Source organism: Rhizobium sp. 05L429, assembly GCF_056397645.1.
Genome location: NZ_JBFTNV010000010.1, coordinates 130,284 through 155,850 on the forward strand (window position 1 = coordinate 130,284; position 25,567 = coordinate 155,850).

The window sequence follows — 25,567 nt, forward strand, 5'->3', positions numbered from 1 at the left end:
GATCAGGTTTCACGTCCTTTGATAGGGCCCATCAAGCTCCTCCGCCTCACATGCCAGCTCTGCGATCTGCTCGTCGAGGAGCCTGTCATAGTTTGAAAGCAGGTCGGCAAGATGGACGAGGGCCGTCGGCGAGGGCGCGCTGCCGTCGTCCGGCGTAAGGATGACCTCACCGCTGTCGATCTTCCCGATATAGGCTCTCACCAATGTCTGATCGGCCTTGAAGAGCTCCAGGCGGGAAATGACATGGGCAATCGTCCGTTCGCCATCAGTCGAACCGAACAGCGTTCCGCCAAGCCTCTGAAGGCGCTTGTCTTCGAATGAAACAACATTGTCGCTCATAGCTGATTCTCCTGGTTCAAGAACAGGCCGGTCGCGTTCAGACCGGGAAAGTGGGTTTCGCATCGATCGGCTCCGTCTTCACCGACCAGCCAGGAACATCCCATCGCCACCCGACGTCGGAGCTGAACGAAGGTCAGGTCAGCGCCAAGTTGCCTGACGAGGGCTTTTCGATCGAGTTCGCCGCGCCGATTGCAGGCGCCGCACACCACTGCAATGACCGGGCTTTTGAACTCTCGAAGCGTCAACGCCGGCACATAGGTATTTTTTCTTATCGATGACATTTCCGCTTCTGTGGATGAATTCCCGTCATTTATCTGAATTTACTTCGCATTCCTTCATTCCATCGCTGTGGACCAAGGCACCCGCAGGAATATCCACCCGATACATGCGCATTGACTCACATTTGAAACTGGAACAAATAAGGAACATATCCGCTTTTGGGCGGTAGGGAAACTCGAAATTGACGAAGACCGATCATGGCGCAACCCGCCGCAAATCCGCTCATCCAGGACCTGAGGGACCGCATCCAGCATCTCGAAGGTGCGGCGGTCCGCGCAAAGACGGTCCTGCCATTCGGCGTTCCCGAAATGGATGATCGTCTTCCAGGCGGCGGGCTGGCATATGGTGCGATCCATGAATTTTCAGGGGGCGGAACAGGCGCCGTCGACGGTGCGGCGGCAGCCTCCTTCGCCGCCGGCGTGGCGGCCCGCACCAAGGGCATTGTCGTCTGGTGTCACGCGCGTCCGGATCTCTTTGCACCGGCACTGGCACAACTCGGCCTGCATCCCGATCGCGTCGTCTATGTCGAGGCGCTGCGCGAAGAATATGTGCTCGACGCCTTCGAGGAGGCCTTGCGTTTCAAAGGCCTTGGCGCCGTCGTTGCCGAGACGGTCCGGCTGCCGATGACCGTTTCGCGCCGGCTGCAGCTTGCAGCAGAAAGCTCCGGCACGATCGGTCTCATCATCCGCCGTGCGCGCCGCCAGACGGAGGCGCTCGATTTCGGCCATCCGACGGCCGCAGCCAGCCGATGGCGTATTTCCGTTCTGCCGTCGAAGCCGCTTCCGGTTCCAGGCATCGGCCAGGCCCGCTGGCTTGCAGAACTGATCCGGATCAAGGCCGGCGAAAGTGCAGATTTCATCCTAGAGGCATGTGATGGTCAGGGTCGTCTCCGTATTTCTTCCGACGCTACCGACGGATCGGATCAGACGCGCCGATCCGTCCATTCCGCTTGAGGCGCCGCTTGTCGTCATCKCCAAAAGCGGGTCGCAACGATGGCTGTCGGCCGTCGACGCCAATGCCGGCAGGCTCGGCCTCAGCGTCGKCATGCCCACCGCCAAGGCCCAGGCGCTCGTCCAGGGCCTCACGATGGTCGATGCCGATCCGGCAGCCGATCTGGCGGCACTGGAACGCATTACTTTTTGGGTCCTGACGCAATATTCACCCATCGTGGCGATGGATCCGCCTGATGGCATCGTCATGGACACGGAAGGTGCCGACCATCTGCAGGGCGGCGAGGCACCGATGCTGTCGCGCCTCGTCAACAGTTTTCGGGCCAAAAGGCTGGTCGCACGCGCCGCGGTTGCCGATAGCTGGGGTGCTGCCCATGCTCTCGCCCGCTCGATGTCGGGTGAAACGCATATCGTGCACCGGGGAGAGACCGCGCAAGCTGTTTGCCAGCTGCCGATCGGAACACTTCGCCTCGACGCCAAGACCGTGACCAGCCTGCACACGCTCGGTTTTAGGGCCATCGGCGAACTGGCGGCAACGCCGAGGGCGCCGCTCTCCCTACGCTTCGGCCCGCAGATCGGCCGCCGGCTCGAACAGATGTTTGCCCGGCTGCCCGAGCCGATCAACCCGATCCGGGCAAGCGATGTCGTCGAGGTCAGCAGGTCCTTTGGCGAGCCGATCGGCGCGCCGGAGACGATTGCCCGCTACGTGGCTCAACTCGTGCAGGCGCTCTGTCAGAGACTGCAGGAGAAGGGGCTCGGCGTTCGCCGTACTGACCTGATCGTTCACAGGGTCGACAACACGATCCAGGCGCTGCGGGCGGGGACGGCCAAACCCGTGCGCGACATCGTCTGGCTGACGAAACTGCTGCATGACCGGATCGAACGCATCGATCCCGGCTTCGGCATCGAAAAACTCTGCCTTGCCGCCACCATGGCCGAGCCGCTGGAGGACCGGCAGATTGCCACGAATCTGGTCGAGGAGCAGGGCGTCGATCTCGGCGCCTTCGTCGATATCATCGGCAATCGCGGCACCTACCGCATCTACCGCGCAGCCCCTGTTGCAAGCGACGTTCCGGAGCGCTCGGTCGAACGCATATCGCCGGTCGCAGACCATCTCGAAAAAACTTGGCCGCTGACCTGGCCACGACCTTTCCGGCTGATGGTCCATCCCGAACCGATCGACGTCATGGCATTGCTGCCCGACCATCCGCCGGTCTGGTTCACTTGGCGTGGCAAACGGCGGCGCGTTGCACGTGCCGACGGACCGGAACGCATCTTCGGGGAATGGTGGCAGCGCTCGTCCGAATGGGCGGCGGTGCGCGACTATTTCGCGGTCGAAGACGATAGCGGCGAACGCTCCTGGATCTTCCGCTCCGGCGACGGCGTCGATCCCGACACCGGCTCGCACCGCTGGTTCATCCACGGGACCTTCAAGTAAGAAAGGACCCTTCAAATGAACTATGCCGAACTGCAGGTCACGACGCATTTTTCCTTTCTGCGTGGCGCCAGCAGCGCCGACGAACTGTTTTCAACGGCCAAGGCACTCGGCATTGCGGCCGTCGGCATCGTCGACCGCAATTCTCTCGCCGGCATTGTTCGTGCGCTCGAGGCATCACGGGCGACGGGACTGCGCATGATTGTCGGCTGTCGTCTCGATCTTCAGGACGGCATGTCGATCCTCGTCTATCCGACCGATCGGGCTGCCTATGCACGACTGACGCGGCTGCTGACGCTTGGAAAGAGCAGGGGCGGCAAGGGAAAGTGCATCCTGGCAAGTGACGATGTGGCACTTTACGCGGACGGCCTGATCGGGATCCTCGTTCCGGATCAGGCCGACGAGACCTGCGCGATCCAGCTGCGCAGGGTCGCAACATTGTTTGGCGAGCGCGCCTATGTCTCGCTCTGCCTGCGACGGCGGCCCAACGATCAGCTGCGTCTGCATGAGATTTCCAACATGGCAGCGCGCGTGAAGGTCAAGACCGTCGTTACCAACGACGTGCTCTTTCATGAGCCGGCGCGCCGCCAGCTCCAGGACGTCGTGACCTGCATCCGGACGCGCACCACGATCGACGATGTCGGCTTCGAACGTGAACGGCACGCCGACCGCTATCTGAAACCACCCGAGGAGATGGCGCGGCTTTTTTCCCGCTATCCCGAAGCGCTCGCCCGCACGATGGAGATCGCCCGGCGCTGCAGTTTTTCGATGGAGGAACTGACCTATCAATATCCACAGGAGGCGATCGTGCCCGGCAAGAGCGCGCAGGCCTCACTCGAGCAGTTTGTCTTTGAATGCGTGCCGGATCGATACCCCGACGGCCTGCCTGACCACGTCGAAAAGACGATCCGCCACGAGTTGGGGCTGATCGCCAAGATGCGCTACGCGCCCTATTTTTTGACGGTTTTTTCGATCGTTCGCTTTGCCCGGTCGCAAGGCATTCTCTGCCAGGGACGGGGGTCGGCTGCCAATTCGGCCGTCTGCTTCGTCCTCGGCATCACCTCCATCGACCCTCAAAACAATGATCTCCTGTTCGAGCGTTTCGTGTCCGAAGAGCGGGATGAACCGCCCGATATCGATGTCGACTTCGAGCATAAGCGGCGCGAGGAGGTGATCCAATGGATCTACAGAACCTACGGCCATGACAAGGCCGCCCTGTGCGCGACCGTCACACGCTACCGCACAAAAGGTGCGATCCGTGATGTCGGCAAGGCGCTCAGCCTGCCAGAAGACCTGATCACGGCATTGTCGTCGGGTGTCTGGGCATGGACGGAAGAAGTGAGCGAAAAGCAGGTGAGGGATCTCAACCTCACTCCCGCCGACCGCCGCCTGGCGCTCACCCTGAAACTCGCCCAACAGCTGATGGGTGCGCCGCGCCATCTCGGCCAGCATCCCGGCGGCTTCGTGCTCACCCACGACCGGCTCGACGATCTGGTGCCGATCGAACCGGCCTCGATGGTCGACCGGCAAGTGATTGAGTGGGACAAGGACGATGTGGAGGCCCTGAAATTCATGAAGGTGGATGTGCTCGCACTCGGCATGCTCACCTGCATGGCCAAGAGTTTCGCCTTCCTGAAGGAAGACAAGGGCATCGACCTCGATCTTGCAACGATTCCGCAGGAGGATCCGGCGACCTATGCCATGATCCGCAAGGCCGACACACTCGGAACATTTCAGATCGAAAGCCGGGCGCAGATGTCGATGCTGCCGCGCCTGAGGCCGGAAACCTTCTACGATCTCGTCATCCAGGTGGCGATCGTCCGGCCCGGCCCGATCCAGGGCGACATGGTCCATCCCTACCTGCGCCGCCGCCAGGGCAAGGAGCAGGTCGAATACCCCACGCCCGAACTGGAGGCCGTCCTTCACAAGACGCTTGGCGTACCTCTGTTTCAGGAAAGCGCCATGAAGGTGGCGATGGTCTGCGCGGGCTTTACCGGCGGCGAAGCTGACCAACTGAGGAAAAGCATGGCGACTTTCAAGTTCACGGGCGGTGTCAGCCGCTTCAAGGACAAGCTCGTCAACGGCATGATCCGCAACGGCTACACGCCGGAATTTGCCGAAAAGACCTTCAGCCAGCTGGAAGGCTTCGGCTCCTATGGTTTTCCCGAAAGCCATGCGGCATCCTTTGCGCTGATCGCCTATGCGTCAAACTGGATGAAGTGCCATCATCCCGACGTGTTTTGTGCTGCGCTCTTGAATTCGCAGCCGATGGGCTTCTATGCCCCGGCGCAGATCGTCCGCGATGCCCGCGAACATGGCGTCGAGATAAGACCCGTCTGCGTCAACCGATCCCGCTTCGACTGCACGCTCGAACCGATCGAGGGTTCGAGCCGGCATGCAGTGCGGCTCGGCATGCGCATGGTACGCGGGCTTGCGATGAACGATGTCGCGCACATCGTGGCAGCGCGCGCCGACCTGCCGTTCGACAGCGTCGACGACATGTGGCGCCGTTCAGGCACCCCGGCGGCGTCCCTGGTGGAGCTCGCAGAGGCCGACGCGTTCCGGCCGTCTCTGCGACTGGAAAGACGGGATGCGCTCTGGGCGATCAAGGCGTTGAGAGACGAGCCTCTTCCGCTGTTTGCGGCTGCAGCCGAGCGTGAAGCCCGAACGGTCGCCGAGCAACAGGAGCCGGCGGTCGAACTGAGACGGATGACCGAAGGACACAATGTCGTCCTCGACTATGGACATACCGGCCTGACGCTGCGCCAGCATCCCGTCAGCTTCCTGCGCGGGGCATTGACGAAGCGCAGCATCGTCCCCTGTGCCGAGGCCATGTCGGCGCGCGACGGTCGCTGGCTGATGGCGGCTGGCCTGGTGCTGGTGCGCCAGCGCCCGGGTTCGGCCAAGGGCGTCATCTTCCTGACGATTGAAGACGAGACAGGAGTTGCCAATGTCGTCATCTGGCCGAAGCTCTTCGAGCGCTCACGGCGGGTGGCGCTCGGCGCATCGATGATGGCGATCCATGGCCGCATCCAGCGGGAAGGCGATGTCGTGCATCTCGTCGCCCAGCAGCTCTTCGACTTCTCCGCAAGCCTCACAGGTCTTGCCGATCATGATCTGGAATTCCGCCTGCCGACGGGCAGGGGCGACGAGTTTTCCCATGGCACGCCCGGCAGACCGGATACGCGCGAGCCCTCACAGCACGGGATCAAAGCACGCGATATTTTTATTCCTGATCTGCATATCGATACGTTGAAGGTAAAGAGCCGAAATTTTCACTGACTGACGCAACTGAAGGAAGCATTCAAGTATCGATATATTTCCAGAGATAGAACCAGATAAATCCGGACAGTCGGCCAAGCTAAATAATAATACTTTTACACAGAACGTATCTGTTACGAAACTTTCCAAATACACCTCAAGGCATACTGAGAGAAATTAACTCCATTTCTGTCGCAACTCCGATTCCTGTTCAAAATATATGATCGATCTGCTAGGGCATACTCATTGAGGGAGTATTAATCTATGACGATCGAAGAGTTGATGGATCTTCAGGAGGCCGGGGCAAGGGCCTGCGTTCTCGGATTGAAGGCATATGAAAATCCCTATCCCGGCACACCCAGAACCCTATCGATCGATGAGGCCGACGGAGAAGAGCATTTGGCAAAACACGATGCATGGAGGTTTGGATGGGAGGTAGAACACGCCAGCCAACAGAGCCTGATCGACAATCATTTGGCAACGCACGTGCCACGTCGAAGCGCAGCCCGCTGAACGTCTGACAGAAACGGTGCGACAGGGCCGGCAAACCATTGCCGGGTTAGACGCGGCGCCAGGCGATCCATCGGTGTTTTAATTGCTGCACCAGTCGTTCCTGCGATGGGGCTTCCAATCCCGGGCAAAGCCTTCCCGGCGGAGGATGGCACCCACCTCCTGCCGGTCCTCCCGGTAGATATTGATCAGAGGCCGATGCTTGGGCGTGTTGTCGTAACCCTTGATCTCGATCTGCAGTCCGCGCGCATCCAAAAGCTCACGCAGTCTCGCCTTGGCAATGAGCGCAAGCTTCCTTTCCTTGATGCATTTTGCATGAGATCCGATCTCCGGCGCATCGATACCCGAAACGAACGGAACGCCTCCGCCCAACAGGCGCATCAGCTGCCCGTCGCAGCGCACCGTATCGCCGTCTACAGCCGTGAGCGCGACACACATGATCATTGCTGCAATCATTGCTGCCGCACCGGCGTGTTTAGGGGCGTCTTGTAGGGATAGTGAGGCCAGCACCACCAGCATGTCATTGACGCTATTCCATGAGAAAGACCAAACCCGCCCCACTTTCCGCATTCCTGGACGCAGCAATAGTGCTCTACGATGACATTTGCGCCTGGCGCAGAAGAGTGGCTCTCAATACTCACCGACTGTCACTCCGCCCTCCGTCGGTCAATGAACCTGCCGACCGACCTTTTCTTCGTATTTGCGGACTGCTTTTTCTACATAGTTGTAGAGATTTTCGAAGAATTTAAGCCCGTCCAGATGCTTATGGATCTTGACGACGATGTCCTCGGCCTTCTCGTACTGATACCAGAATGCCGGCGTGGCCGCGTCATGCGGCTCGTTGCGACCAGCCTCGATGACCACCATGCGATAGATGCCGCAACCGTCGCCGGAGCTGGCATCGACGGCAATATCGAAGCAGCCGCAAGGCGTATCGGAGGCACGGTTGAACGCCGTCGCCGTCAGAAGTTCGATATTGCTTCGTCCGGCGATGGCGGACAGCAGGCTTTTATGGGTCATCTCGCGCTTCGAGGGAACCAGCGGCCCCCAATAGACACCGGTCAGCGGGGATACTTTCACATCAAGCACGGCTTCGCTATCGTTCGAATGCGTCTGCATCGACGTTCTCCAGTCTCACTTTTCAGATTGGCGCTCAGCACGCCAGCGATGTTCTCATTATGTTCTCTCAATCCGCGAGAGTCAATCAGGAGCTCTGGGGGGCAGATCCTAGCCCGAGCGATGGCAACGAATGTCACGCCAGCCCGAGGCGCGGATCACTCACGCCGTTAACAACCTTTGCCTTTTCATCATGGCGAAGAAGAGCGACTCCCATTACTGATTGTCCAAAAGAGGAGCGTCATGAAAAACCTATCATTGATCGTCGCAGCTGCCCTGCTTGTCGGCACACCGGTCCTTGCCCAATCAAGCGTCACCGCCACGCATACGAACCGGCTTATCGACCATTACCGTGCCTATATCGGCCAGGCCGATCTTTTCAATTCGAGTGGAACGCGGCTCACCCAACCCTGGCAGATCATTCGTCAGGATCGTGCGAATTTCCATCAATACGGCATTCGCGACCAGGACGACCAATCGGATTCCTTCTTTGCCGATCCCGCCAATCGTCAGGCGCTCGAAGCCATGTTGCGCAATGGCACGATGACGCGGGAAGCTGCGACCATGATCGTTCACGGCAATGTCTGGGTTGACGTCAACATCTACGGTCGCGAGGGGACCGGACGCTGGATCGATGTGACGGTCTCCGACTGAGCATCCGGTTCTCCCGTTGAGCGCTGTGGGCTAGGATTCGGACCTGAAGGCGTTGCCTGCAGCCGGCCTGATCCTGACCAGTTGTTCACCAGTGTCGGGATCGTAGACCGCAAGGTCGACAACGAGATCGCCGGACCTCGAAACGAGGTCGAGGAAAGCCACTGCAAGCCTGGTGGCGCAGACCGTGTTGGTTGAGAGGTCGAGCGTCTCGTTGCTTGTCAGGGCGAGGCGAGCGCTGACATTGCCATCGGCTGAAAGAGCGAAGGGCTGGACGCTCTCGAATTCGAGAAAGTCGTCCGCCTCACCGTCCGCGGATGGTTTTTTCACTTCGAAAATATGCCCGAAAGTCCGTATCTTTTGCCGTCGGTCCATATCCCCCGTGCCTCGGCGTCGATTGTCAGTGCAAGGATGTTCGCATCGGCCGCCGCCCTGCGACAAGCCTCAACATACCGATAAGGCGTGCGCAAGTGGTGATAATCTCGAAGGCCACGTCGGGATCGCCTTCACCAAGATCACTTGCCAGTTGCCGCAATTTCCGTGACACGTCCGTGATGGGCTGCATGAATTCCCGCCGGTCATCCTCCACCAGATTGTTTAGGAGCGCATCGAGCCTATCGGCAAAGGAAATTACAATCGCTTCCCTTTGCGACGAGGTAAATTGAGCTTTGCCAGGATCGATTTGCATGGTGCCTCCCCGCCATCTGTGAGTTGTAGCGCGGTCCAGCAGGATCAAGACCCCTGAGCAGAGTTGCGCCGAATATCGAAGGCCCTGAACGTCAATATGCAGGACGTTCCCTAGGCAACGCCATCCCGCTTGAAACTTGCCGCAAGAAGAAATGGTTGTTTTCTCGTGCCGATCGACTGGCCAGAAGGCCCCGGCCGGCTTGTGAGACGATCGCGCGGGCTTGACGCCATGGTCGACCATCAACGCGACCTGCCATTCGACAATCATCAGGTCAGCTGCTGGCATGATCCGCTCGGGGCTGGTCTAAGAGCGATCAGCGCCGACAGCGGTCCGGCTCGCCTCGACCTTAACAGTTTTAACCGGCATGACACTGACATCGACCCGGTGATGATCCATCGGGATCCACGATCGCACCAACCGCAACCTGTCATGTTCGATCCTGGCGCTGAACACGCCGGGCTCGTCACCGGCGCGGGTCAGGATCTGTCCCCATGGGTCACAGATCATCGAATTTCCGAACATGTGACGCTCCTCGCCGTCAGGCGCCGTATAGGAACCGCATTGCCCGCATGCGACCAGGAAGGCCTGGAACTCGATCGCACGCGCCCGGCACAGGACCTCCCAGTGATACTGTCCCGTCTGTGCCGTAAAGGCGGCCGGCAGGATGAAGACGTCCGCATTATGGGCGGCCAGACGGTCGAAGAGCCGTGAGAAGCGGAGATCATAGCAGATGCAGCAGGCGATCCTGAACCCGCCGAGCTCATAGATCAGCAGCTGATTGCCGGGCGCGACCGTATCGGACTCCGCGTAGCGCTGGCCATCGGGCGTCAGGATATCGAAGAGATGCACCTTCCTGTAAAGACCGATCTGCTGTCCCGACGCATCGAACACCACGCTCGTATTGAAGATGCGGTTATGACCCGGGACACTCTCGAGGATGCTGCCGGCATGGATCGCGACCCCATGCTCAGCCGCGAAGCGCTGCACCATTCTGTAGGCCCTGCCGCCGGGGACGAGATCGGCAGCTGCGCTCTTCTCGGCCGTGGTTCCACCGGTCCAGTCGAAATGTTCCGGCAGCACGATGAGATCGGGCCGCTCATTGTGCACCGCCTTCAGCATCAGGCGGCTTGCCTTAGAGAGGTTGTGGGCGCGATCCGGTCTGGCATTCATCTGGATAAGCGAGATTTTCATGCGAGGTCCTGCTGGTCGAAGGTGAAAATGGAATATCCGGCGGCCAGATGCCGGCGGAGCGCCGCTGACCGCTGCTGGCGGGCGATCGCAACATGGGCCAGCGCGCGCATACGCTCGACGTCGGCGACGAAGACGCCCTCGCTGTCGGCAAGCACCGCATAGCCTGAGAGCACCGCGGCGGCACCGCAGGCGACCGGAACATTGATCGATCCGCCGATCGCGAATATGCGATTTGTCGTGCGCGACGAGACACCCCGACACCAGACGGGGAGACCGATCCCGTTGATCTCCTCGACGTCGGTGCAAGGTCCGTCGATCACGATACCACTCGCGCCCCTGGCCTTGGCCGCGGTCGCAACACCTCCGCCGACACAGGCGATGTCGTCGCGGTCGACGCGGGAGATAACCAGCATGTCGCCGGGCTGCAGCATGTCGATCGCTTTGTAGATGATGACGCCGTCGCKGCTTGGCGCCGCGACGGTCAAGGCTKGACCAAAGGTCCGGCAGGGAAAGACCGGACGGATATTGTCGCCAACAAAGCCCAGATGTTCGACATGTCCGATCGTTGCGGTTTCGACCGCCGGAAGCATGTCGACGAGATCCGGGGGTAGGCTCAGTTGGTTTTCATTGACCCGGTAGAAGGGCATCATGTCACGGTCTTTCCTGAAGAGAGATCAGATCGGGCGCTCGCCGGACGTCGTCGTCCGATGCATAATGCGGATCGAGGCCGGATCGAAGGAATCGCGCCTGTGCATCGTGCATCGGTTGTCCCACATCATGATATCGCCCTCGTCCCACGTCTGGACGAAGACCTCCTGGTCACTGATGGTGTGATTCCAGAGTTCGGCAAGAAGGGCATTGCTTTCGTCGAGCGGCATGCCGACAATCCACGCGCCCTCGGCCGTGCCGCCGAGATAGAGCGCCTTGCGGCCCGTCTCGCCATGTATCCGCACAAGCGGATGGACCATGCCGCTCCACTCGCGGAAGTCCTTGCTTGCCGGTTCCGATTTGCCAAGCCGCAGCTTGCCGGTCTTGTCGTAGACGTTCTGAAAGAAGATCTGACGGCCATCGACAAGCGCCCTCAGCGCCGCCGGTAAAGTCTCATAGGCCCCATAGGTGGACAGAAAGTAGGTGTCGCCGCCCGAAGGCGGGACCGTGACGGCGCGCAGGATCGCGCCAGCCGGCGGCTTTTCGTAGAACCAGGTATCCGTATGCCAGGTCGCTTCACTATTGCCCATGGCGCCCGTCGGCTTGCCATCCTGCGTCGCATTGCTGATGACGAGGATTTCCGGATGGGTCGGGTGGCCGCCCTCCTGCAGCTGCTTCGGGTGAATGACAAACTCCCCGAAATGGCGCGAGAACGCCACCTGATCGGCATCCGTGATCCGGGTTCTCCTGAAGCGAAGGACACCGTATTTCAGCCAGTATTGACGCAGTTCCTCGATATCACGAGCATCGTAGTCGTTGAAATCGAACCCCTCGATGTCAGCGCAGACATTGCTCTCCGCCTGCACGGCGTTCAGTCTTTTTTTCAGCATGTACATTCTCCTTCTGTTGCCCTCTTGTGAGGCCGAGGTGATTTTACGTCCGCCGGGGGAGCGCGCTCCAATGCCAATCACCGCACATTGATAGCGACGGTCGATAAGTGCCTCTCAGACAACCAGAGGGCTGACATCTGCTGGATCGATGGCAAGCGTCACCGCCTGGCCGGGTGCCAGCGCGTGTTCTACGGCGATCGGGGAATKTTGCAGGACGAGCCGGTGTCCGCCGCTGATCGCGACCTCCAGTTCCGCATGGGCGCCGAGATCCGTCACCCTGCGCAACGTCGCTTCGAGCCTGTTCATTCCGGGCGGCACATCATCCACCCCCACAAGCTTCACCTTCTGAGGCCTCAGTGAGCAGAAGCTGACTGAGGCTGGGATGTCTGCGCCGGCGGCGGAGAGGATCGCGGGACCGCCCTCGATCKACAATTTCATGCCCGCAGCCGAGCGCGAACATGCCGACACGGGAAGGATGTTCGATTGCCCGATGAATTCGGCCACGAAACGGGAGGCGGGATTGCGATAGATGTCACCCGGCACGCCCTGCTGGGCGATGGCCCCTCCCTCCATGACGACAATCCGGTCCGACATGGCCATGGCCTCTTCCTGATCGTGCGTGACGTACACAAACGTCATCCCGAGCGTCTCGTGGATCTCCTTGAGTTCGGCGCGCATCGCCTCTCTCAGCTTGAGGTCGAGATTGGAGAGCGGCTCGTCGAGAAGCAGGACCGAAGGTCGCGGGGCGATCGCCCGGGCAAGCGCGACACGCTGCTGCTGGCCGCCGGAGAGCTCTTTCGGATAACGTCGCCCGAAACCGTCGAGATGGACGCTGCGCAGCGCATTCTCGACGGTGACCTTGATGTCGGGGCGCGAGGCGCCTCGCATGCGAAGTCCGAATCCGACATTTTCGGCGACCGTCATGTGGGGGAACAGCGCATAGTTCTGGAACACGAGACCGATATTGCGCCTCTCGGGCGGCACCTTCACCTGACTGCGGCCGCGTATGCGGATATCGCCCTGGCTCGGTGCACTGAAACCGGCAATCATGTTCAGCGTCGTCGTCTTGCCGCAGCCGGAGGGTCCGAGAATGCTGACGAATTCGCCGGCAGGGATCTGCAGGCTGATGTCTCTGACCACCGAGAGTTGGCCGAAGGATTTTCCAACCGACAGGAGTTCGATATCGAATTCGCTCATTTGCTTCCTCCATGAAGCTGTGCCGAAAAGCCGCCAAATTTCTCGAACGCCAGGATCACCAAGAGGATGAAGATCATCGAGGCGACGTTGACCGCCGCCAGGATCGGATCGAGGCTGTATTCGAGGTGATTGATGACGGCGATCGGCAGCGTCGTGTCTCCAGGACGAACCAGAAAGACCGACAGCGGAATGTTGTTGAATGAAATGATGAAGGCGAAGATCACGCCGGACAGAAAGCCCGGCTTGATCAATGGCAGCACGACATAGACCAGGCGCTGGCGCTTGCTGGCGCCAAGGATCTGTGCTGCCCGATCGAGGTTGTCGTCGAAATTCGCGAGCGCACCTGCCGCCATCCGCATCACGAAGGGCAGGGCGAGCACGACATGGGCGGCAATCAGCGCCGGCGTGCCGAGCATGGTCTGTAGGCCGATGATCGACAGGAAAAGCACGATTGCAACACCCTTGACGATCTGCGGGACAGCCAGCGGCGACAGGAGCGCCGCCATGATGGCGCTCGAACCCGGGACGCGCTCATAGACGAGGGCAAGGGCGGCAAGGGTGCCGAGAACGCCGCTGATGGCCGCAACGAACACGGCGATCTGGACGCTCAACAGAAAAGGCTGGACCCATCGCTCCTCGAAGAGGCCGCCATACCAGACGAGGGTCCATTCCCAGGGCCGGAATGTCACGGCCGACGTCGGGCTGATCGACGCCGCAATGACGACGAGGAGCGGCAGCGTGATGAATGTCAGGACCAGCACGAGCGCCGACCAGAAGCCAAGGGCAATTACCCTGGTCATTGCACCTCTCCCTTCCGGGACGATCTGCGTGCCTTGAGGCGTGCCTCCCACCGGATGCCGGCCAGCGAGGCGGTGAGCATCATCGCGAGCAGGGCGATTGCCATGACGCTGGCAAACGGCCAGTCGATGTAGAAGAGCACCTGTTCGGAAATCATGGTCGCCAGAACCTTGAAGCGCGCGCCGCCAAGCAGGGCCGGCGTCGCATAGGCGCTGGCCGCCATGGTAAAGCTGATCAGCAATGAGCTGACGATGCCTGGCACCGACAGCGGCAGGACGATGTGACGGATGACGGAGGCTCTGGAGGCGCCGAGCATCTGCGCGGCCCGTTCGAGGTTGACGTCGATGCCCTGGATGCTGGTCATCAGGGACAATATGCCGAAGGGCAGAACGACATGCGTCAGCCCGACGACGACGGCAAAGAGGCTCTTGGAGAGCGGAAGAGGTGTCGAGACGAGGCCGAGATGGATCAGGGCATCATTGATGAAGCCTCGGTCCTCGAGAATGATCAGCCAGCCATAGGTGCGCAGCACGACGCCCGCGAGTTCGGGCGCCAGCGCCAGGGCAAAAACCACGGTCCGCCAGCGCGAGCGTGAACGGGCGAGAAAATAGGCGACGGGATAGCCGAGCAGCGTCACGGCGACGGCAACCAGGGCCGACATCACCGCCGTGCGCCCAAACCCGGCCAGCGACAAGCCGTCCAGAAAGAAGCGTTCGTAATTTGCAAGCGTCGGGGTGAGCGTACGGCTGTCGAGAAAGCTCATGCCGGTCATCACGCCCATCGGAAGCGCGAAAAAGACCGTTAGCAGGAGACAGGAGGGAGCCAGCAGCATCGGCGCCGAGGCTCGTACGGAAATGCGACCGGACACAGCCGGGGCGATGGCGACAAGCGTTGTCATGGCGCCTCCTCAACGGGCCTGCGAGACAACGTCCCGGTCCCAGCGTTCTCCCCATTCGGAGAGCTTGTCGCCGAGTACCGTCAGATTGGGCAGCTTGAGCGATTTCAGATCCTTTGAGGAGGTGACCTGCCGGCTGCGCAGGGCGTCCGGAATGTCGATATCAGTGCGCGCGCTGCCGACCTTATAGCCTGCGACCCACGCTTCCTGGCTGGTCTTTTCGAGGAAGAAGTCGATGAAGGATCTTGCTGCCGCCTTGTGTTCGGAGCCGGCGGGAATGTTCAGGGTCGCAATCAGCGGAATCGTCCCCTCCTTCGGCCGCACGTAATCGACAGGCAAGCCCTCGTCGACCAGCAGCTGCGCGCGACCGTTCCAGAAGGGCATGGCCCAGACGGTCCCGTCCTTGATGTAGCTTTCGAGAATGGCGGAGGACTGTTCGAAACCGATCGATTGTCTGGCAAGACGCGCCATCGCTGCGAAACCCGGATCGATATTGTCGATCAGCCCGCCGCCCTCGGTGACGGACATCATCTCCAGCAGATAGACCGCCATGATGTTCTGGAACGTCGGCAGCACGACCCTGCCCTTCAGGTCAGTCGCGAGCAGATCGGCCCAGGAGGTCGGTGCGGAAGCAAGCTTGTCGGTCCGGTAGAGCAGCGACATGTACTGGACTTCATGCACGGCGCCACAGGGGCCGGCGGAATTCCTGAGGCTCGGTGTGAGCGTGGCAAGGTTTGGGATCGCCGAGGCCTCCAGCCTGTCCAGCACGCCGTCACGGCAGCCCTGCAGCGACTGGGACGCCGTCATGACGACGACGTCGAAACCCGGATGCCCGTTGGTCGCCTTGATCTTGGCATAGTCCTGAGAGGCGGAGCCGACAGCGTCATAGACCACATCGATGCCCGTCTTGCGTTCGAACGGCTCGATGATCGCCTGGCGGATAATCGCTTCATAAGGCCCGCCATAGCTGTTGACCACCAGCGTCTCAGCATGCGCGAGTCCAGGCAGACAGGCGGCGAAGGCGATCAGAAAAAGAGGCGGCGACTTGGATTTTCTCACGTCGAATTCTCCCAATGGAATGTTCCCAGGGAAAGGGTGGCGACGCGGGCTCACAAGGTCCAATAGCAATTGAAGTTGATTGGTGCGTGAACCTTATGAATCCGATGGTCCCGCATTGTTGCGGGCACGACGATGCCGATGCAACAGACGCCCATGCCGCGCCATGGGCTGCATTGCTCCCAGGCGAGCCGATCAATTGCCGATGAGATCCATCCGGTAGACGGATCCTTGCATTTCATCTGCCAGACGGGGCAGAATTTCGGGGGCGAAGAAACTTGGCAGCTCGTGCAATGTCCTTGGCTGCCGTCCCCTCCAGATTCTCCGACAATTTATCGATGATCCCGGCGAGTGTCAGTTTCTGCTCTTCGTCGAGGCCTTCTGCAATCCTGACGAGAAGCTTCAGGATATCTCTGGCCGATGCGGCGATAATGAGGTTCTGGAAGACCGGATCATCGGACGATTTTCCGGAAATGATCGCCTGACGCAGCCCGAAAATATCGTAGCTCGCATCAAAGTTTGCGCCGGGAACGCTGAGCAGATAATGGTCGAAGAGGGCCGGTTCGCCGAAGCCGGCCCGCGCCCGTACCTGACCCGGCGGCTCACAGAGATCCCCGCCATCAGCGGCAAGGAAGTGTGCAGGCAGGAGAATTGCAAGGATGCGCTCCTTGTCTTCGAAGGGCGCCGGCGGGAGCGCGGTTCCGTTGCGGATGGCACGCGCGCGCTTCGAAAGCTCGTCGAACAGATCAGGCGAAAAGAGCCGGAGCGCCTCGACTGCGACAAGGTCGCGGCCGTCTGTGCGGTAGAACTGCTTCATGCTCCACACGAAGCGGATGCTTGTCGCCAGCCGTATGACGGCACGCGGCGTCGTCATATGGGGTTCGAGCACGAAACGGCGGATAGCCTCCCAGCGCGACAGACCATCAAAGGCACCGCCCCCGTCCCTGAAAACATCGGGTGCCGCCATTTTGAGTTCTATTTCGAACTGCTCCAGCAACTTATCGGCGGCCGGACCGGGAAGAGGGAATGAGAACTGGATGATCTTTTCGAGAAACGCGTTTGCGGAATTGCGTGCCTCGTCCGGATGGAGGCCCGCGAACATGGTGCGCGCCAGGCCGGCGGTCACCTGATCGTGGTCATAGAGCAGAAGGAAGGTTATGCGGGTACCGTCGAACATCTGCCGCACCCAGCGCAGGGCAAGGATCAAATCCTCCAGCCGGTTGGGCGACATTCGGTCGACATCGTCGATGACGATGATCAGGTGCTCGTCCGCTCTGAGCGCCGCGACCGCCGTCTCGAATTCCGCCTTGACCTGTAACATGTCCTTCTCGCTGAATTTCGCGTCGAAGGCAGCGAACGGCGTGAAGGCCTTGGCCGTGCCAATGGCGGCATTCGCATAGGCGAATTTATTGCGACGCACCTGGCGGAAAAAGCGGCCCGTCCAAGTGCTCAGCCAGCCCGCCGACCGGTCATTGATGGCATCGACGATGGTGTCACAGATCGCGACGGGCATGCTGACTGCGGACTCCTCCATCCAGGCATTGAAGTCCACGAAGCGATAGTTGCGCTCGCGGATCTCTTTCAGTTTGGACTTGAAGCTTTTTGGTTCTAGGCGGGGCGGGCGAACCCGTTCCTCGTCCTCCACGGTCAGATGTCCCTCTAACAGGTCGCGAAGAATTTTCACAAGCGAAGTCTTGCCTGCCCCCCAGCGCGCGTTGATTGCAATGACCTGGCCGCCATCGGCCATGTCATAGACAATTCCGGCGAGATGGAAGGCAGCCTTGGCCAGATCGTAGCGATCGGCGGCCACCCGGTCGATTGGTTCGTGCATGGCGGAATTGCTGTTGCGTTCCCCAGACATAGGTGTATCCTCACGCGAAATCCACAACCGATCATTGCAACCCGATGCTCTTCGCTGTCAAGGCCCTGCGTAAGCTGGATTCCTATCTTAGAGCCTCTGCGGGGCTCGATTTCGAATTCTTCAAGCCACGCGAGAGGGATTTCGCCCTTCTGCGGCTTAAGCCGAGCTATCGGCTTACCGTAGAGCGGGACGACTTCAATGGTGCCGTTGCGCAGATCAGCGAATGCTTGGCCGCACTCAAGCGTCTCAGGTCGCACGATTCCCGTGCCGGGCGGCAGGACGTAGCCGAGCAGCCGAGGGCGCGTGCGCTCGATAAGCAGGGCGGAACCGTCTGCGCGATATGCGATGAGGCGCGGCGGAAGGATCTGATCTTCAGTGAGGAAGACGACTATTTCGACTATCTACCGAACGAAGCCACCGTCACGGTGGAGCCGAACGACAAGGCAGCGCCACCCGAGGCGAGAGTGATCCTTGCGGCAGCACTTGCCCGTGGCTGGCGAACACCGGAGGAAGATGGTCTTCGCGGCGGCTTCGAACCGGACATCGCCAGAAACAGGATCGAGGACTGGATCACGGCGCATCCGCGGCTGGCGGCAGCCGCACTGGAGGACGCGCTCGGCTGGCTTCTGGCGCTTCGGGCGCGCGGTAAGGCGGACGAACTCCAGACCAGGACCGACTCGATCGACTGGGCTCGATTGCGGCATACGGCAAGGGCCTGGCTTCTGGAGCAGATCGGCGTGCTCGCACCCGAGGATAGGTTGACGCTTTACGGCAGCGACAGCCGGCCCGTTCTGGTGGAGGGCAGCGAGGACGAACTGCGTGCCGTGATGACGGCTATTTTTCTCGACGAACCTTCAGTGGAGGTGACGACAGCGGAACGCGATCAGTTCGGGTTTACGGACACCCAGATCGGGGATACCCGCGACGTGCCGGTTTTTTCGGGCTCCCCGCCGTCGCCGCACGCTCCTCGGGGACGTTTTTTCCGGGCGACGAGCGCCGCCAGGGACGCACTCAAGGGTACTGGCAATATCACCGTCATCGGCGTGCCGGACCATATGAGCGAAAGTCTTCTGTCGGATGATGAGGTAGTGCCGATCACTCCTGTCGTCATCAAGGCCGCGGCACTGCGAACGCATTTTGCGGCGATCAACAGGTTTACTCAAGCCGGATAGGACAGGCCATGACTGACAATATGCGCCCCTTCTTCAACCCGCCGCGCAAACCGGAAGACGGGCAGACCCACCATTTTTTCGACCCGGATCTGATAGACGCCGTCAACGTCGCAATCGCAATATCACGCCCGCTTCTTTTGGAGGGACCGGCCGGCGTGGGCAAGTCGTCGCTTGCGCCCGGAATTGCCGCTTTCCAGCGCTGGGCGCTCATGAAGGAGACGGTCACCTCGCGCGCTGAGGCCGCCGATTTCAAGGGGGAGTTCGACGCGGTCGGGCGGTTGAGCGACGCTACGGACACCCAGAAGAACGCGCAGGCACCGGCCCATTACGTCACCCCCGGGATTCTGTGGCAGGCCTTCGACCCCTGGCACGCCGCTGCATTTCTGGCGGAGAACGGCGGGCGGCGGCTCGCGGTACTGGAGAACGAGGCACTCGAGCGGGGCAGGGTTGTTCTGATCGACGAGATCGACAAAGGCGACCTCGATTTCGCCAACGATCTGCTTGACGTATTCGATGAGGGACGATTCGTGCCGCCGGTGGCAAGGATGGAGATCAAGCGGAAACGCGAGCATCAGCTTCTGGTCGTGATCACGTCGAACGGTGACCGTGACCTGTCCGACGCGTTTCGCCGCCGGTGCATCCCCGTGCGCATAGAGCCTCCCGGCAAGGAGCAGGCCGTCCCGATTGCGCGGGCACATATCGCCGCCCGGCCTGATCAGACCGCGGACATCGATCTGACGGATGAGCAGCTTACAGATCTCGCAAGCCTCGAAACAACCCAGGGCGGCGTCGGGATCAATGTGGCCGGCTTTGTGGACCTGGTCGATTCGGCGATTGAATACGGACAGGCGGCAAAGGACTGGCCGCGGTTCCTCGAGCTGATGGGACGCTTTGCCGCGATGCGCCGCCGGCACGACACGCGGGCGCGATAGGAGGCGCGCGATGGCGCAGAGCTTTCCTCCAAACATCTCGTATCGGGAGTTGATGGGCCTCGGCTCCGCATTCGCGGAAGCGGGTGACGTTCTGGCCGCCATCGACCAGATCATCGGAGCGCCGCCGGTCGATGAGCCGTTCGGGAAGGCCCCAGAGGCAGGGCCGGAGCTCCCGCCTTTTAAAGAGCCCGAAAACGAGGGGGATGTTCGCATTCCCCGCGATTTGCGCTTTTGGCCGCAGCGTTCGAGTAGAACCGTCGGCGCCGGTCCAGAAATTGTGAGTGCGGCCGAGAAGCCGTTCAAAACACGCCTCAGCGATGTGCTGGGTGAACGCCTGCAGCATCGCGGTGACGAAGGACGCTGGGGGGCGGACGGTCGTTCCGACCTGCCCGCGCACGTGCCATTGATCAGGCCCGGACAGCTGCGCGCAGTGATCGGAGCGTTGGGCACGCACCTCGTAGCGACCCGTCGCGTCGACGTTCCTGCCCTGGTGAAGGACGTGGCGCAGCTGCGGCCGATCCTGCGCCTGCCGCGGCGACGGYGGCGGGGCTTCGGCGACAAGATCCTGCTGGTCGCAGATTACGGTGTCGGCATGGTGCCGTTCCAGCCGGACATGGTGCGCCTGGAGGCACGGCTGAAACGGCTGATCGGCMCCGACAGGCTGAGCGTGGCAAAGATCACGCGAGAGGGCCAGCTGCCGTCGGCGACGGAGATTCCGGCAGCGGGAACGGTTCTGATCCTCAGCGACCTGCAGGGCTATGCACGAAGGCATGGTCATCCGCATACGGGTTTCGACGCCTGGACGGCTTTCGCAGCCGAACTGACGAGCAGGCGCGCCAAGGCTGTGGTCCTGTCCCCGGGCGACGGCGGGGACCAGGTGCCGCCACCGGCTTTTCCAAGGCTGGTTACCGGCCCGAAACCAATACTTGGCCGGCTTGTGCCCTGGGACGACACTTTGACCCCGCGACGTATGGCGGGCTTTGCCTCAGGCCGATGGGCTCCACATCTGCGTTTCCGGGCCGCCCCGCCGATCGGTGAAACGCTTGACTGGGGTCTGGACCTGATGTGTCGCCTCCTGTCAACGGTCTATGACGTGGATAAATTCACGCTCAGATCAATCCGGTTGGCACTGCAGGACCCGCCACGCCTTTATAAGGTGCTGCGCGCAGCGGCGGTGGACGAGAAGGAGACCCCGGAGTTTCGAATGGGGGCGCGGCTCGTTCCTGTCGCCCCCTGGCTTGGAGCGTGGCACGAATACGCCATCTGGACTTCGGACATCATGATGACAAGAGGAACGATCGGCGCGCTATCAGGCCGGGTCGCGCAGTTCGACCGGTTCAGAAGCGGCCGGCTGCCACCCGACTGGTATGACACCGCGGCCTTCGCCCACGCGGCACTGTTGCGCGTGCGTGCCGGACGGGGCCTTGACCAGCTTGTCGGCGATACCGTTCGGTGGCTTCGCTCACAGCATCGGCCAAACCCTCCTGACCAGACGGAACTGGCCGAGGTCCAGGCGCTGCTGGCAGAGATCGCGCAGCAGGACGGAACCGAGGAGCGCGCCCGCGAGCTTGCCCCGGGTTTCCGTTCAAGGCCGCGCATCGAGACTGAAGAGGCGCTGTCGCCAAACTATCTGACGCTAACGGTCTCGGATCAGCGGCTGAAGATAGGATTGAACGATGTAGGGGCCGATATTCGCATCCTGCTGCAGCCTGGCGAAGATCTCTCACTCGGCGAACTTGAGATCTGGCGAAAGCAGCCGGAGGCTGACGGGAGGAATAGCCCGGTGACAAACGTTGGGCTCTGGCCGCCTGGGCAGGTGGTGTCGCTAGCGGACCCTGCAACCGACGGCGGGCTGCTCGACACGGTTGTCTTGCGCTTACCGGACCGCGCGGTCGTGCTGGGTCTTACCGGCAACATACGGGAGCTTGCTCCCTGTTTTATTCGCAACGTGCCCGCGGACACACCCGTGGATGCAGCGCTGTGGTTCGACGATGAAATTCTTGTACTCGGCGAACGGCTTTACGATCCGATCGGGCTGAATGAGATCGGCAGAGCGGACGCCGCAGCCGAGCCGGAACTGGAGCCGGAGAAGCCGGCAGAAAAACTGAGCGACGCAGATCAGCCGGCCTGGCAGGACGACGGCCGCATCTTCTTCTTTCAGCCAGACCGGCGATCGGTCCGGATGGCAGCGGTCGGCCTGCCCAATTCGGACACGGACGACGCGTTGCTGCGGATTGCCGTACAGGCGGGGCATTTTGCGGTGTCCACCTCCAAGGGCCTTTGGACTGCGCATCCGGTCGGAGAAGGCGAGGCGCTGTCGGTGCATCGCTGGAGGATATCTTCGCACTGGCCGAGGGCGAACGCCCTGGCGGTGTCTGCCGCCGGCGCGGCTGTTGGTAGTTGGTACAATAGCGCTGATGACGTATCCACAGACAGGATTCATTTCTTTCCAAACCCCGGGGCGGACGGTAAGGGACCGGCAAAGCCTGTCACCCTTGGACTCGAACTTGCCGCCAAGGAAAGGTACAGCCGGCGTATCGCAATGAGCGATAGCGGGCTGATTGCGGTCCGTTTCGGCAAAAAGCTCGCCATCTTCGAGCCGCCAGCCTCTCTTGCCGACGGCAACGATGAGTCGGCCGGCATCTCCTCGCAGCAGCGTCAGTCGAGCAAAGGCCAAGCGCCGGGCGCCGTCATTAGGGGCGGCATCGGGCGCACCTACGGGCTGCGACTCCTGCCGCTAGGAGATGCGCGCGCGTCCGTGATGCTGGAGGCGCTGCGCGATCGGGAAAACCGCCTCGTCAACACGATTCATCACGCCATCCACTCCTGGAACCTTCAAATCACGCCTGCCGAGATCCGCGCCGGCCTGCAAGTCGACCCGGCAGCCGCACGTCTCTTCAGCGCGGTTCTCAGTGGACAGCTCGACACGCTAGACAGAAGCGAAATCGCTGGATCGGTCAACATACCTCTGCCGGCGACGGGCATGACTGCACTTCATCTGGCCGGTTACCGGCCTGACGCTGCCTCCCTGGTCGAACGGCTTGTTGAGGCGGGGGCCGACGTGAATGTGCGCGACGTCAGGGGCGCCAGCCCCCTGGACAATACGGTATGGGCGTCCGACGGGGGTGCAGCATTCCGCAAGCTGCTGGATCTCGGCGCCGATCCGGCTGTTCACTACATCGAGAACGGCGAGGAAGAGGGATTGCTGGCGGGGATCATCTGGTTTGCCGACTTCGACAAAATCCTGAGCGTTGCTCGGCTTGAAGAGCTGGTGGCCCGCGGGGCGAACCCCAAGGCCCTGAGCGGACGCGAGCGCAATTCGCTCCTGCACGGCGCCGCATACCGGGGTGATCCGGCGCTCGTTCGTTTCGCCCTGAAGCATGATGATCGGGTGGATTTTCGAAACGAGAACGGATGGACTCCCTTGCTGATGGCCGCGTCGTCAGGAAATGGAGAGTGCATGCGGCTGCTGCTTGGGCAGGATCCGGCAACAGCAAATGCGAAACTGGAAAATGGCACGAGTGCATTGGAAATCGCTGTCGCCGGAGGACATCGGGCGGCCGTTGCGGCGCTGCTGGAACACGGTGCTGACCCGAACCCGCCCGACCCTCGGGAGGGAGGGGAACGGTCCGCCGCCGTGGTGGCCGCGCTGGTTCGAAACGCCGATGAGATCGCCACGGCGGAGCTGCATGGCATCGCAGAGCTTCTGGCGAAGGCAGGGGCAGATGCGGATCTGACGCCTTTCCCGTTGTTTCCCCTGCTGCGAGGCAACCGGCAGAAGCCGCTACATGACATCCTGCAGGGTCTTGATGACGGCGGAGAGCGTGCAGGCGTTGTCAGGATGATCATGGAAAACATGAAAATCGGTGCAAGCGTCGATCTAGGTCCACTCATCGAACTACCGATCGACCTCAACCGGGCCGCGGAGAACGGCATAAGGTTGGTCCATGTCGTTGCGGCGGGAAAGGATCTGGAAGATCGTGACAGGCTCCTGGAGAAGATGGCTCAACGCGGCGCAGACTTTGGGCTGGCAGATGATGCAGGGAATACTGCCCTGCATTATGCGGCTGCCTGCGGTCACGCCGACGCGGTCGAAAAGATCCTGTCCATCGAGCCGCATCTTGCGGCAAAGCAGCGACGGGATGGGCGGACTGCGGGCGAACTCGCAACGCTTGTCGGCACTGCGGCTGTGCTTCACACCACAAGGCTGTTCGGCGAAGAAATGGAAGGGCCGGCCGCCGGGCTGAAGGTCAAGCAATGGCTGGCAGACCCGCCCAGCGCGATCGATCTGGCTCGCCTTTCCATGCTGCCGCTGGGAGCGGAGTGGCGGGAACTGACGGAACCGCCGGTCGTTCGCACGGCAGGAATGAACGACGCGCTGCCGGTGCCCCTGCCCGCACGGGTTGGGACATGGCACACGGCGGCCTCCCGCCAGACGACGCTCCCCTACGACTCCAGGCGGATTCTCATCGAGTACTGGTGGCAGCGGAACGACCGCATCTGCGGCATTTCTGCAGTCGTAAGGGACGCACAAGGCGCCGAAATCTTCGCCGTCGACGGTCACTCGGCCGCGATCCACGAGATGAATCGAGTCGAACCGCCAAAACTTGAGCGCGAGGCGGACGCCATCGCATACCTGAAATTCTTCTGCCATGCGGTTCATGGCGAGGAAGGCATGTTTGCGATTATCGACAACGAGGCGGCGCTGCGTGCGCATGTTCCAGAATCTGCTTTCGACCCGCAGCAGATTCGCCGCGCATCAGCCTCGATGACCCGCGGCGAGAACGGTCTCTGGACAGGGCGGGCATTCGTTCGGTATGGAAAGGCGCTGTTCGATGCCGCGTTCCAGATCACTCCGAGCGGCATGGTCGAAATGTTGAGCGATACGCTGCTTTTAAAATGGCAGAAGCAGCCAGCTCCGGCCTTCGGCCGCGACGGCACTATCTTCTATTACGCGTGAATACGCATCCGATGTCCTGCGGATTGCTGTCCGCAGGCGACCGCGATCGCTGAATTCGAGCCTGATCTGAAAACGGCCGCCCCACATGGTTGTCGCTAGACAAAAGCGTTTCAGCAGGCGGAACCATGCACTAGCTCTTTCCGCTGATGCGCGACAAATCAATCCGTATCCCGGCTCGGCCAATATCATGATCATCGCTTGGAGAAGGCGACGCCTCCTCAGGCTTGGGATCCTCTGCCGATGGAGGGTCGGGTGCCGGAAGATCGCGGCCGGGATCGGCAGTGACAAAGACGTTCGTACCTTCGAAAAAGCCCGTTTTCCAAGCCTGGCTCGCGTCCTCGAAGATCATTGTGGCGCCCTCATCATTTTGTGGATTTCCATACCATCGCGCGACGATCCGCATCACCTTGGCAAACAGCGCCGAGCCGCGCCTCACGTTCGTACAATCGTCGAAAAGATTGGGATCGATATCGTCGACTTGCCTCGCTCCGAGTCCTGCCGGCATCTGCGTCAAACCGACCCTGACGACGGCGTGACCGGCATAGCGTCGGACGAGGGAGATCGCCTCGGCTGTATCGGCTGGTTTGGGCAGCAACATCAATCGTCCTCCCGACACCACCGTCACAGCCAGCGGATCCGGGGATCCAACAGACGCGAGAAATGTCTCGACGACGGCAGGTTTCAAAGACGGGTCTGCACATCTTGCAATCAGGGCTGGGTCCATGCTGGCATCCTCCT

At 61.2% G+C, this 25,567-nt stretch carries 23 protein-coding genes; 8 read left to right on the forward strand and 15 right to left on the reverse strand.

Features of this window, described 5'->3' with window-relative positions:
* Window positions 1–9: 9 nt before the first annotated feature.
* Both AC1DNW_RS13090 and AC1DNW_RS13095 read right to left on the reverse strand, forming a co-directional pair.
* Complete coding sequence (locus tag AC1DNW_RS13090) at window positions 10–339, reverse strand: hypothetical protein (protein WP_477853020.1); 330 nt, start codon at window positions 337–339, stop codon at window positions 10–12.
* Complete coding sequence (locus AC1DNW_RS13095; protein WP_477853021.1) at window positions 336–620, reverse strand: hypothetical protein; 285 nt, start codon at window positions 618–620, stop codon at window positions 336–338. Before AC1DNW_RS13095 ends, AC1DNW_RS13090 begins: the two co-directional genes overlap by 4 nt.
* A 195-nt stretch (window positions 621–815) precedes the next feature.
* On the opposite strand from AC1DNW_RS13095, the gene AC1DNW_RS13100 reads away from it, so the two are divergent.
* The 4 genes from AC1DNW_RS13100 (at window position 816) to AC1DNW_RS13115 (ending at window position 6,777) form a co-directional block, all read left to right on the forward strand.
* Window positions 816–1,571 carry an ImuA family protein gene (locus AC1DNW_RS13100; protein WP_477853022.1) on the forward strand — a complete coding sequence of 252 codons (756 nt, stop codon included), beginning with the start codon at window positions 816–818 and terminating at the stop codon, window positions 1,569–1,571.
* Window positions 1,492–3,006 (forward strand): Y-family DNA polymerase, encoded by a 1,515-nt coding sequence (locus AC1DNW_RS13105; protein ID WP_477853023.1) that lies wholly within the window; start codon window positions 1,492–1,494, stop codon window positions 3,004–3,006. Before AC1DNW_RS13100 ends, AC1DNW_RS13105 begins: the two co-directional genes overlap by 80 nt.
* A gap of 15 nt (window positions 3,007–3,021) precedes the next feature.
* Complete coding sequence (locus AC1DNW_RS13110) at window positions 3,022–6,285, forward strand: error-prone DNA polymerase (protein ID WP_477853025.1); 3,264 nt, start codon at window positions 3,022–3,024, stop codon at window positions 6,283–6,285.
* A 243-nt stretch (window positions 6,286–6,528) separates the two neighbouring features.
* The gene (locus AC1DNW_RS13115; RefSeq protein ID WP_477853027.1) at window positions 6,529–6,777 is read left to right on the forward strand and encodes a CrpP-related protein; all 249 of its coding nucleotides are present in this window, start codon (window positions 6,529–6,531) and stop codon (window positions 6,775–6,777) included.
* A 78-nt stretch (window positions 6,778–6,855) separates the two neighbouring features.
* On the opposite strand, the gene AC1DNW_RS13120 is transcribed toward AC1DNW_RS13115, so the two are convergent.
* Both AC1DNW_RS13120 and AC1DNW_RS13125 read right to left on the reverse strand, forming a co-directional pair.
* Complete coding sequence (locus tag AC1DNW_RS13120; protein ID WP_477853149.1) at window positions 6,856–7,230, reverse strand: thermonuclease family protein; 375 nt, start codon at window positions 7,228–7,230, stop codon at window positions 6,856–6,858.
* A 210-nt stretch (window positions 7,231–7,440) separates the two neighbouring features.
* Entirely contained in the window at window positions 7,441–7,893 is a 453-nt protein-coding gene (locus AC1DNW_RS13125) for a hypothetical protein (RefSeq protein ID WP_477853029.1), read from the reverse strand.
* Window positions 7,894–8,133: 240 nt separating this feature from the next.
* Here AC1DNW_RS13125 and AC1DNW_RS13130 point away from each other — a divergent pair, with 240 nt between their 5' ends.
* Complete coding sequence (locus AC1DNW_RS13130; protein ID WP_477853031.1) at window positions 8,134–8,544, forward strand: hypothetical protein; 411 nt, start codon at window positions 8,134–8,136, stop codon at window positions 8,542–8,544.
* A gap of 30 nt (window positions 8,545–8,574) precedes the next feature.
* On the opposite strand, the gene AC1DNW_RS13135 is transcribed toward AC1DNW_RS13130, so the two are convergent.
* The 10 genes from AC1DNW_RS13135 to AC1DNW_RS13180 all read right to left on the reverse strand — a co-directional run bounded on the left by AC1DNW_RS13135 (window position 8,575) and on the right by AC1DNW_RS13180 (window position 17,765).
* Window positions 8,575–8,871 (reverse strand): hypothetical protein, encoded by a 297-nt coding sequence (locus tag AC1DNW_RS13135; protein WP_477853033.1) that lies wholly within the window; start codon window positions 8,869–8,871, stop codon window positions 8,575–8,577.
* 70 nt (window positions 8,872–8,941) lie between these two features.
* A complete protein-coding gene (locus AC1DNW_RS13140) occupies window positions 8,942–9,514 on the reverse strand; it encodes a hypothetical protein (RefSeq protein ID WP_477853035.1) in 573 nt (190 codons plus the stop codon).
* Between the two features lie 18 nt (window positions 9,515–9,532).
* A complete protein-coding gene (locus tag AC1DNW_RS13145; protein ID WP_477853037.1) occupies window positions 9,533–10,420 on the reverse strand; it encodes a carbon-nitrogen hydrolase family protein in 888 nt (295 codons plus the stop codon).
* On the reverse strand, window positions 10,417–11,070 hold the full coding sequence (locus tag AC1DNW_RS13150; protein WP_477853038.1) for an RraA family protein: 654 nt from the start codon (window positions 11,068–11,070) through the stop codon (window positions 10,417–10,419). Before AC1DNW_RS13150 ends, AC1DNW_RS13145 begins: the two co-directional genes overlap by 4 nt.
* Before the next feature lie 24 nt (window positions 11,071–11,094).
* Window positions 11,095–11,958, reverse strand: coding sequence for a TauD/TfdA dioxygenase family protein (locus tag AC1DNW_RS13155; protein ID WP_477853039.1), 864 nt, complete (start codon window positions 11,956–11,958; stop codon window positions 11,095–11,097).
* Window positions 11,959–12,072: 114 nt separating this feature from the next.
* Complete coding sequence (locus AC1DNW_RS13160; protein WP_477853040.1) at window positions 12,073–13,155, reverse strand: ABC transporter ATP-binding protein; 1,083 nt, start codon at window positions 13,153–13,155, stop codon at window positions 12,073–12,075.
* Complete coding sequence (locus AC1DNW_RS13165) at window positions 13,152–13,955, reverse strand: ABC transporter permease (protein ID WP_477853042.1); 804 nt, start codon at window positions 13,953–13,955, stop codon at window positions 13,152–13,154. Before AC1DNW_RS13165 ends, AC1DNW_RS13160 begins: the two co-directional genes overlap by 4 nt.
* Window positions 13,952–14,851, reverse strand: coding sequence for an ABC transporter permease (locus tag AC1DNW_RS13170; RefSeq protein WP_477853044.1), 900 nt, complete (start codon window positions 14,849–14,851; stop codon window positions 13,952–13,954). The genes AC1DNW_RS13165 and AC1DNW_RS13170 overlap by 4 nt, the downstream gene beginning before the upstream one ends.
* Before the next feature lie 9 nt (window positions 14,852–14,860).
* Window positions 14,861–15,877 carry an ABC transporter substrate-binding protein gene (locus AC1DNW_RS13175; RefSeq protein ID WP_477853150.1) on the reverse strand — a complete coding sequence of 339 codons (1,017 nt, stop codon included), beginning with the start codon at window positions 15,875–15,877 and terminating at the stop codon, window positions 14,861–14,863.
* A 265-nt stretch (window positions 15,878–16,142) separates the two neighbouring features.
* Window positions 16,143–17,765, reverse strand: a complete 1,623-nt coding sequence (locus tag AC1DNW_RS13180; RefSeq protein ID WP_477853046.1) for a KAP family P-loop NTPase fold protein — start codon at window positions 17,763–17,765, stop codon at window positions 16,143–16,145.
* 44 nt (window positions 17,766–17,809) lie between these two features.
* Between AC1DNW_RS13180 and AC1DNW_RS13185 the strand changes: the two genes are divergently transcribed.
* From AC1DNW_RS13185 to AC1DNW_RS13195, 3 genes are read left to right on the forward strand one after another with little or no spacing between them, the layout of a single operon-like run.
* Window positions 17,810–18,937 carry a hypothetical protein gene (locus AC1DNW_RS13185; RefSeq protein ID WP_477853047.1) on the forward strand — a complete coding sequence of 376 codons (1,128 nt, stop codon included), beginning with the start codon at window positions 17,810–17,812 and terminating at the stop codon, window positions 18,935–18,937.
* An 8-nt stretch (window positions 18,938–18,945) separates the two neighbouring features.
* The gene (locus AC1DNW_RS13190) at window positions 18,946–19,869 is read left to right on the forward strand and encodes an AAA family ATPase (protein ID WP_477853048.1); all 924 of its coding nucleotides are present in this window, start codon (window positions 18,946–18,948) and stop codon (window positions 19,867–19,869) included.
* A gap of 10 nt (window positions 19,870–19,879) precedes the next feature.
* Window positions 19,880–24,829 (forward strand): ankyrin repeat domain-containing protein, encoded by a 4,950-nt coding sequence (locus AC1DNW_RS13195; RefSeq protein WP_477853050.1) that lies wholly within the window; start codon window positions 19,880–19,882, stop codon window positions 24,827–24,829.
* Between the two features lie 130 nt (window positions 24,830–24,959).
* On the opposite strand, the gene AC1DNW_RS13200 is transcribed toward AC1DNW_RS13195, so the two are convergent.
* The gene (locus tag AC1DNW_RS13200; RefSeq protein WP_477853052.1) at window positions 24,960–25,553 is read right to left on the reverse strand and encodes a lysozyme family protein; all 594 of its coding nucleotides are present in this window, start codon (window positions 25,551–25,553) and stop codon (window positions 24,960–24,962) included.
* Window positions 25,554–25,567: the final 14 nt, after the last annotated feature.

Coding starts and splice junctions, on each gene's coding strand:
- AC1DNW_RS13090 (WP_477853020.1), bottom strand. CDS start 339: ATGAGCGACAATGTTGTTTCATTCGAAGACAAGCGCCTTCAGAGGCTT.
- AC1DNW_RS13095 (WP_477853021.1), bottom strand. CDS start 620: ATGTCATCGATAAGAAAAAATACCTATGTGCCGGCGTTGACGCTTCGA.
- AC1DNW_RS13100 (WP_477853022.1), top strand. CDS start 816: ATGGCGCAACCCGCCGCAAATCCGCTCATCCAGGACCTGAGGGACCGC.
- AC1DNW_RS13110 (WP_477853025.1), top strand. CDS start 3,022: ATGAACTATGCCGAACTGCAGGTCACGACGCATTTTTCCTTTCTGCGT.
- AC1DNW_RS13115 (WP_477853027.1), top strand. CDS start 6,529: ATGACGATCGAAGAGTTGATGGATCTTCAGGAGGCCGGGGCAAGGGCC.
- AC1DNW_RS13120 (WP_477853149.1), bottom strand. CDS start 7,230: ATGATTGCAGCAATGATCATGTGTGTCGCGCTCACGGCTGTAGACGGC.
- AC1DNW_RS13125 (WP_477853029.1), bottom strand. CDS start 7,893: ATGCAGACGCATTCGAACGATAGCGAAGCCGTGCTTGATGTGAAAGTA.
- AC1DNW_RS13130 (WP_477853031.1), top strand. CDS start 8,134: ATGAAAAACCTATCATTGATCGTCGCAGCTGCCCTGCTTGTCGGCACA.
- AC1DNW_RS13140 (WP_477853035.1), bottom strand. CDS start 9,514: ATGCCAGCAGCTGACCTGATGATTGTCGAATGGCAGGTCGCGTTGATG.
- AC1DNW_RS13145 (WP_477853037.1), bottom strand. CDS start 10,420: ATGAAAATCTCGCTTATCCAGATGAATGCCAGACCGGATCGCGCCCAC.
- AC1DNW_RS13155 (WP_477853039.1), bottom strand. CDS start 11,958: ATGCTGAAAAAAAGACTGAACGCCGTGCAGGCGGAGAGCAATGTCTGC.
- AC1DNW_RS13165 (WP_477853042.1), bottom strand. CDS start 13,955: ATGACCAGGGTAATTGCCCTTGGCTTCTGGTCGGCGCTCGTGCTGGTC.
- AC1DNW_RS13170 (WP_477853044.1), bottom strand. CDS start 14,851: ATGACAACGCTTGTCGCCATCGCCCCGGCTGTGTCCGGTCGCATTTCC.
- AC1DNW_RS13180 (WP_477853046.1), bottom strand. CDS start 17,765: ATGTCTGGGGAACGCAACAGCAATTCCGCCATGCACGAACCAATCGAC.
- AC1DNW_RS13185 (WP_477853047.1), top strand. CDS start 17,810: ATGCTCTTCGCTGTCAAGGCCCTGCGTAAGCTGGATTCCTATCTTAGA.
- AC1DNW_RS13190 (WP_477853048.1), top strand. CDS start 18,946: ATGACTGACAATATGCGCCCCTTCTTCAACCCGCCGCGCAAACCGGAA.
- AC1DNW_RS13200 (WP_477853052.1), bottom strand. CDS start 25,553: ATGGACCCAGCCCTGATTGCAAGATGTGCAGACCCGTCTTTGAAACCT.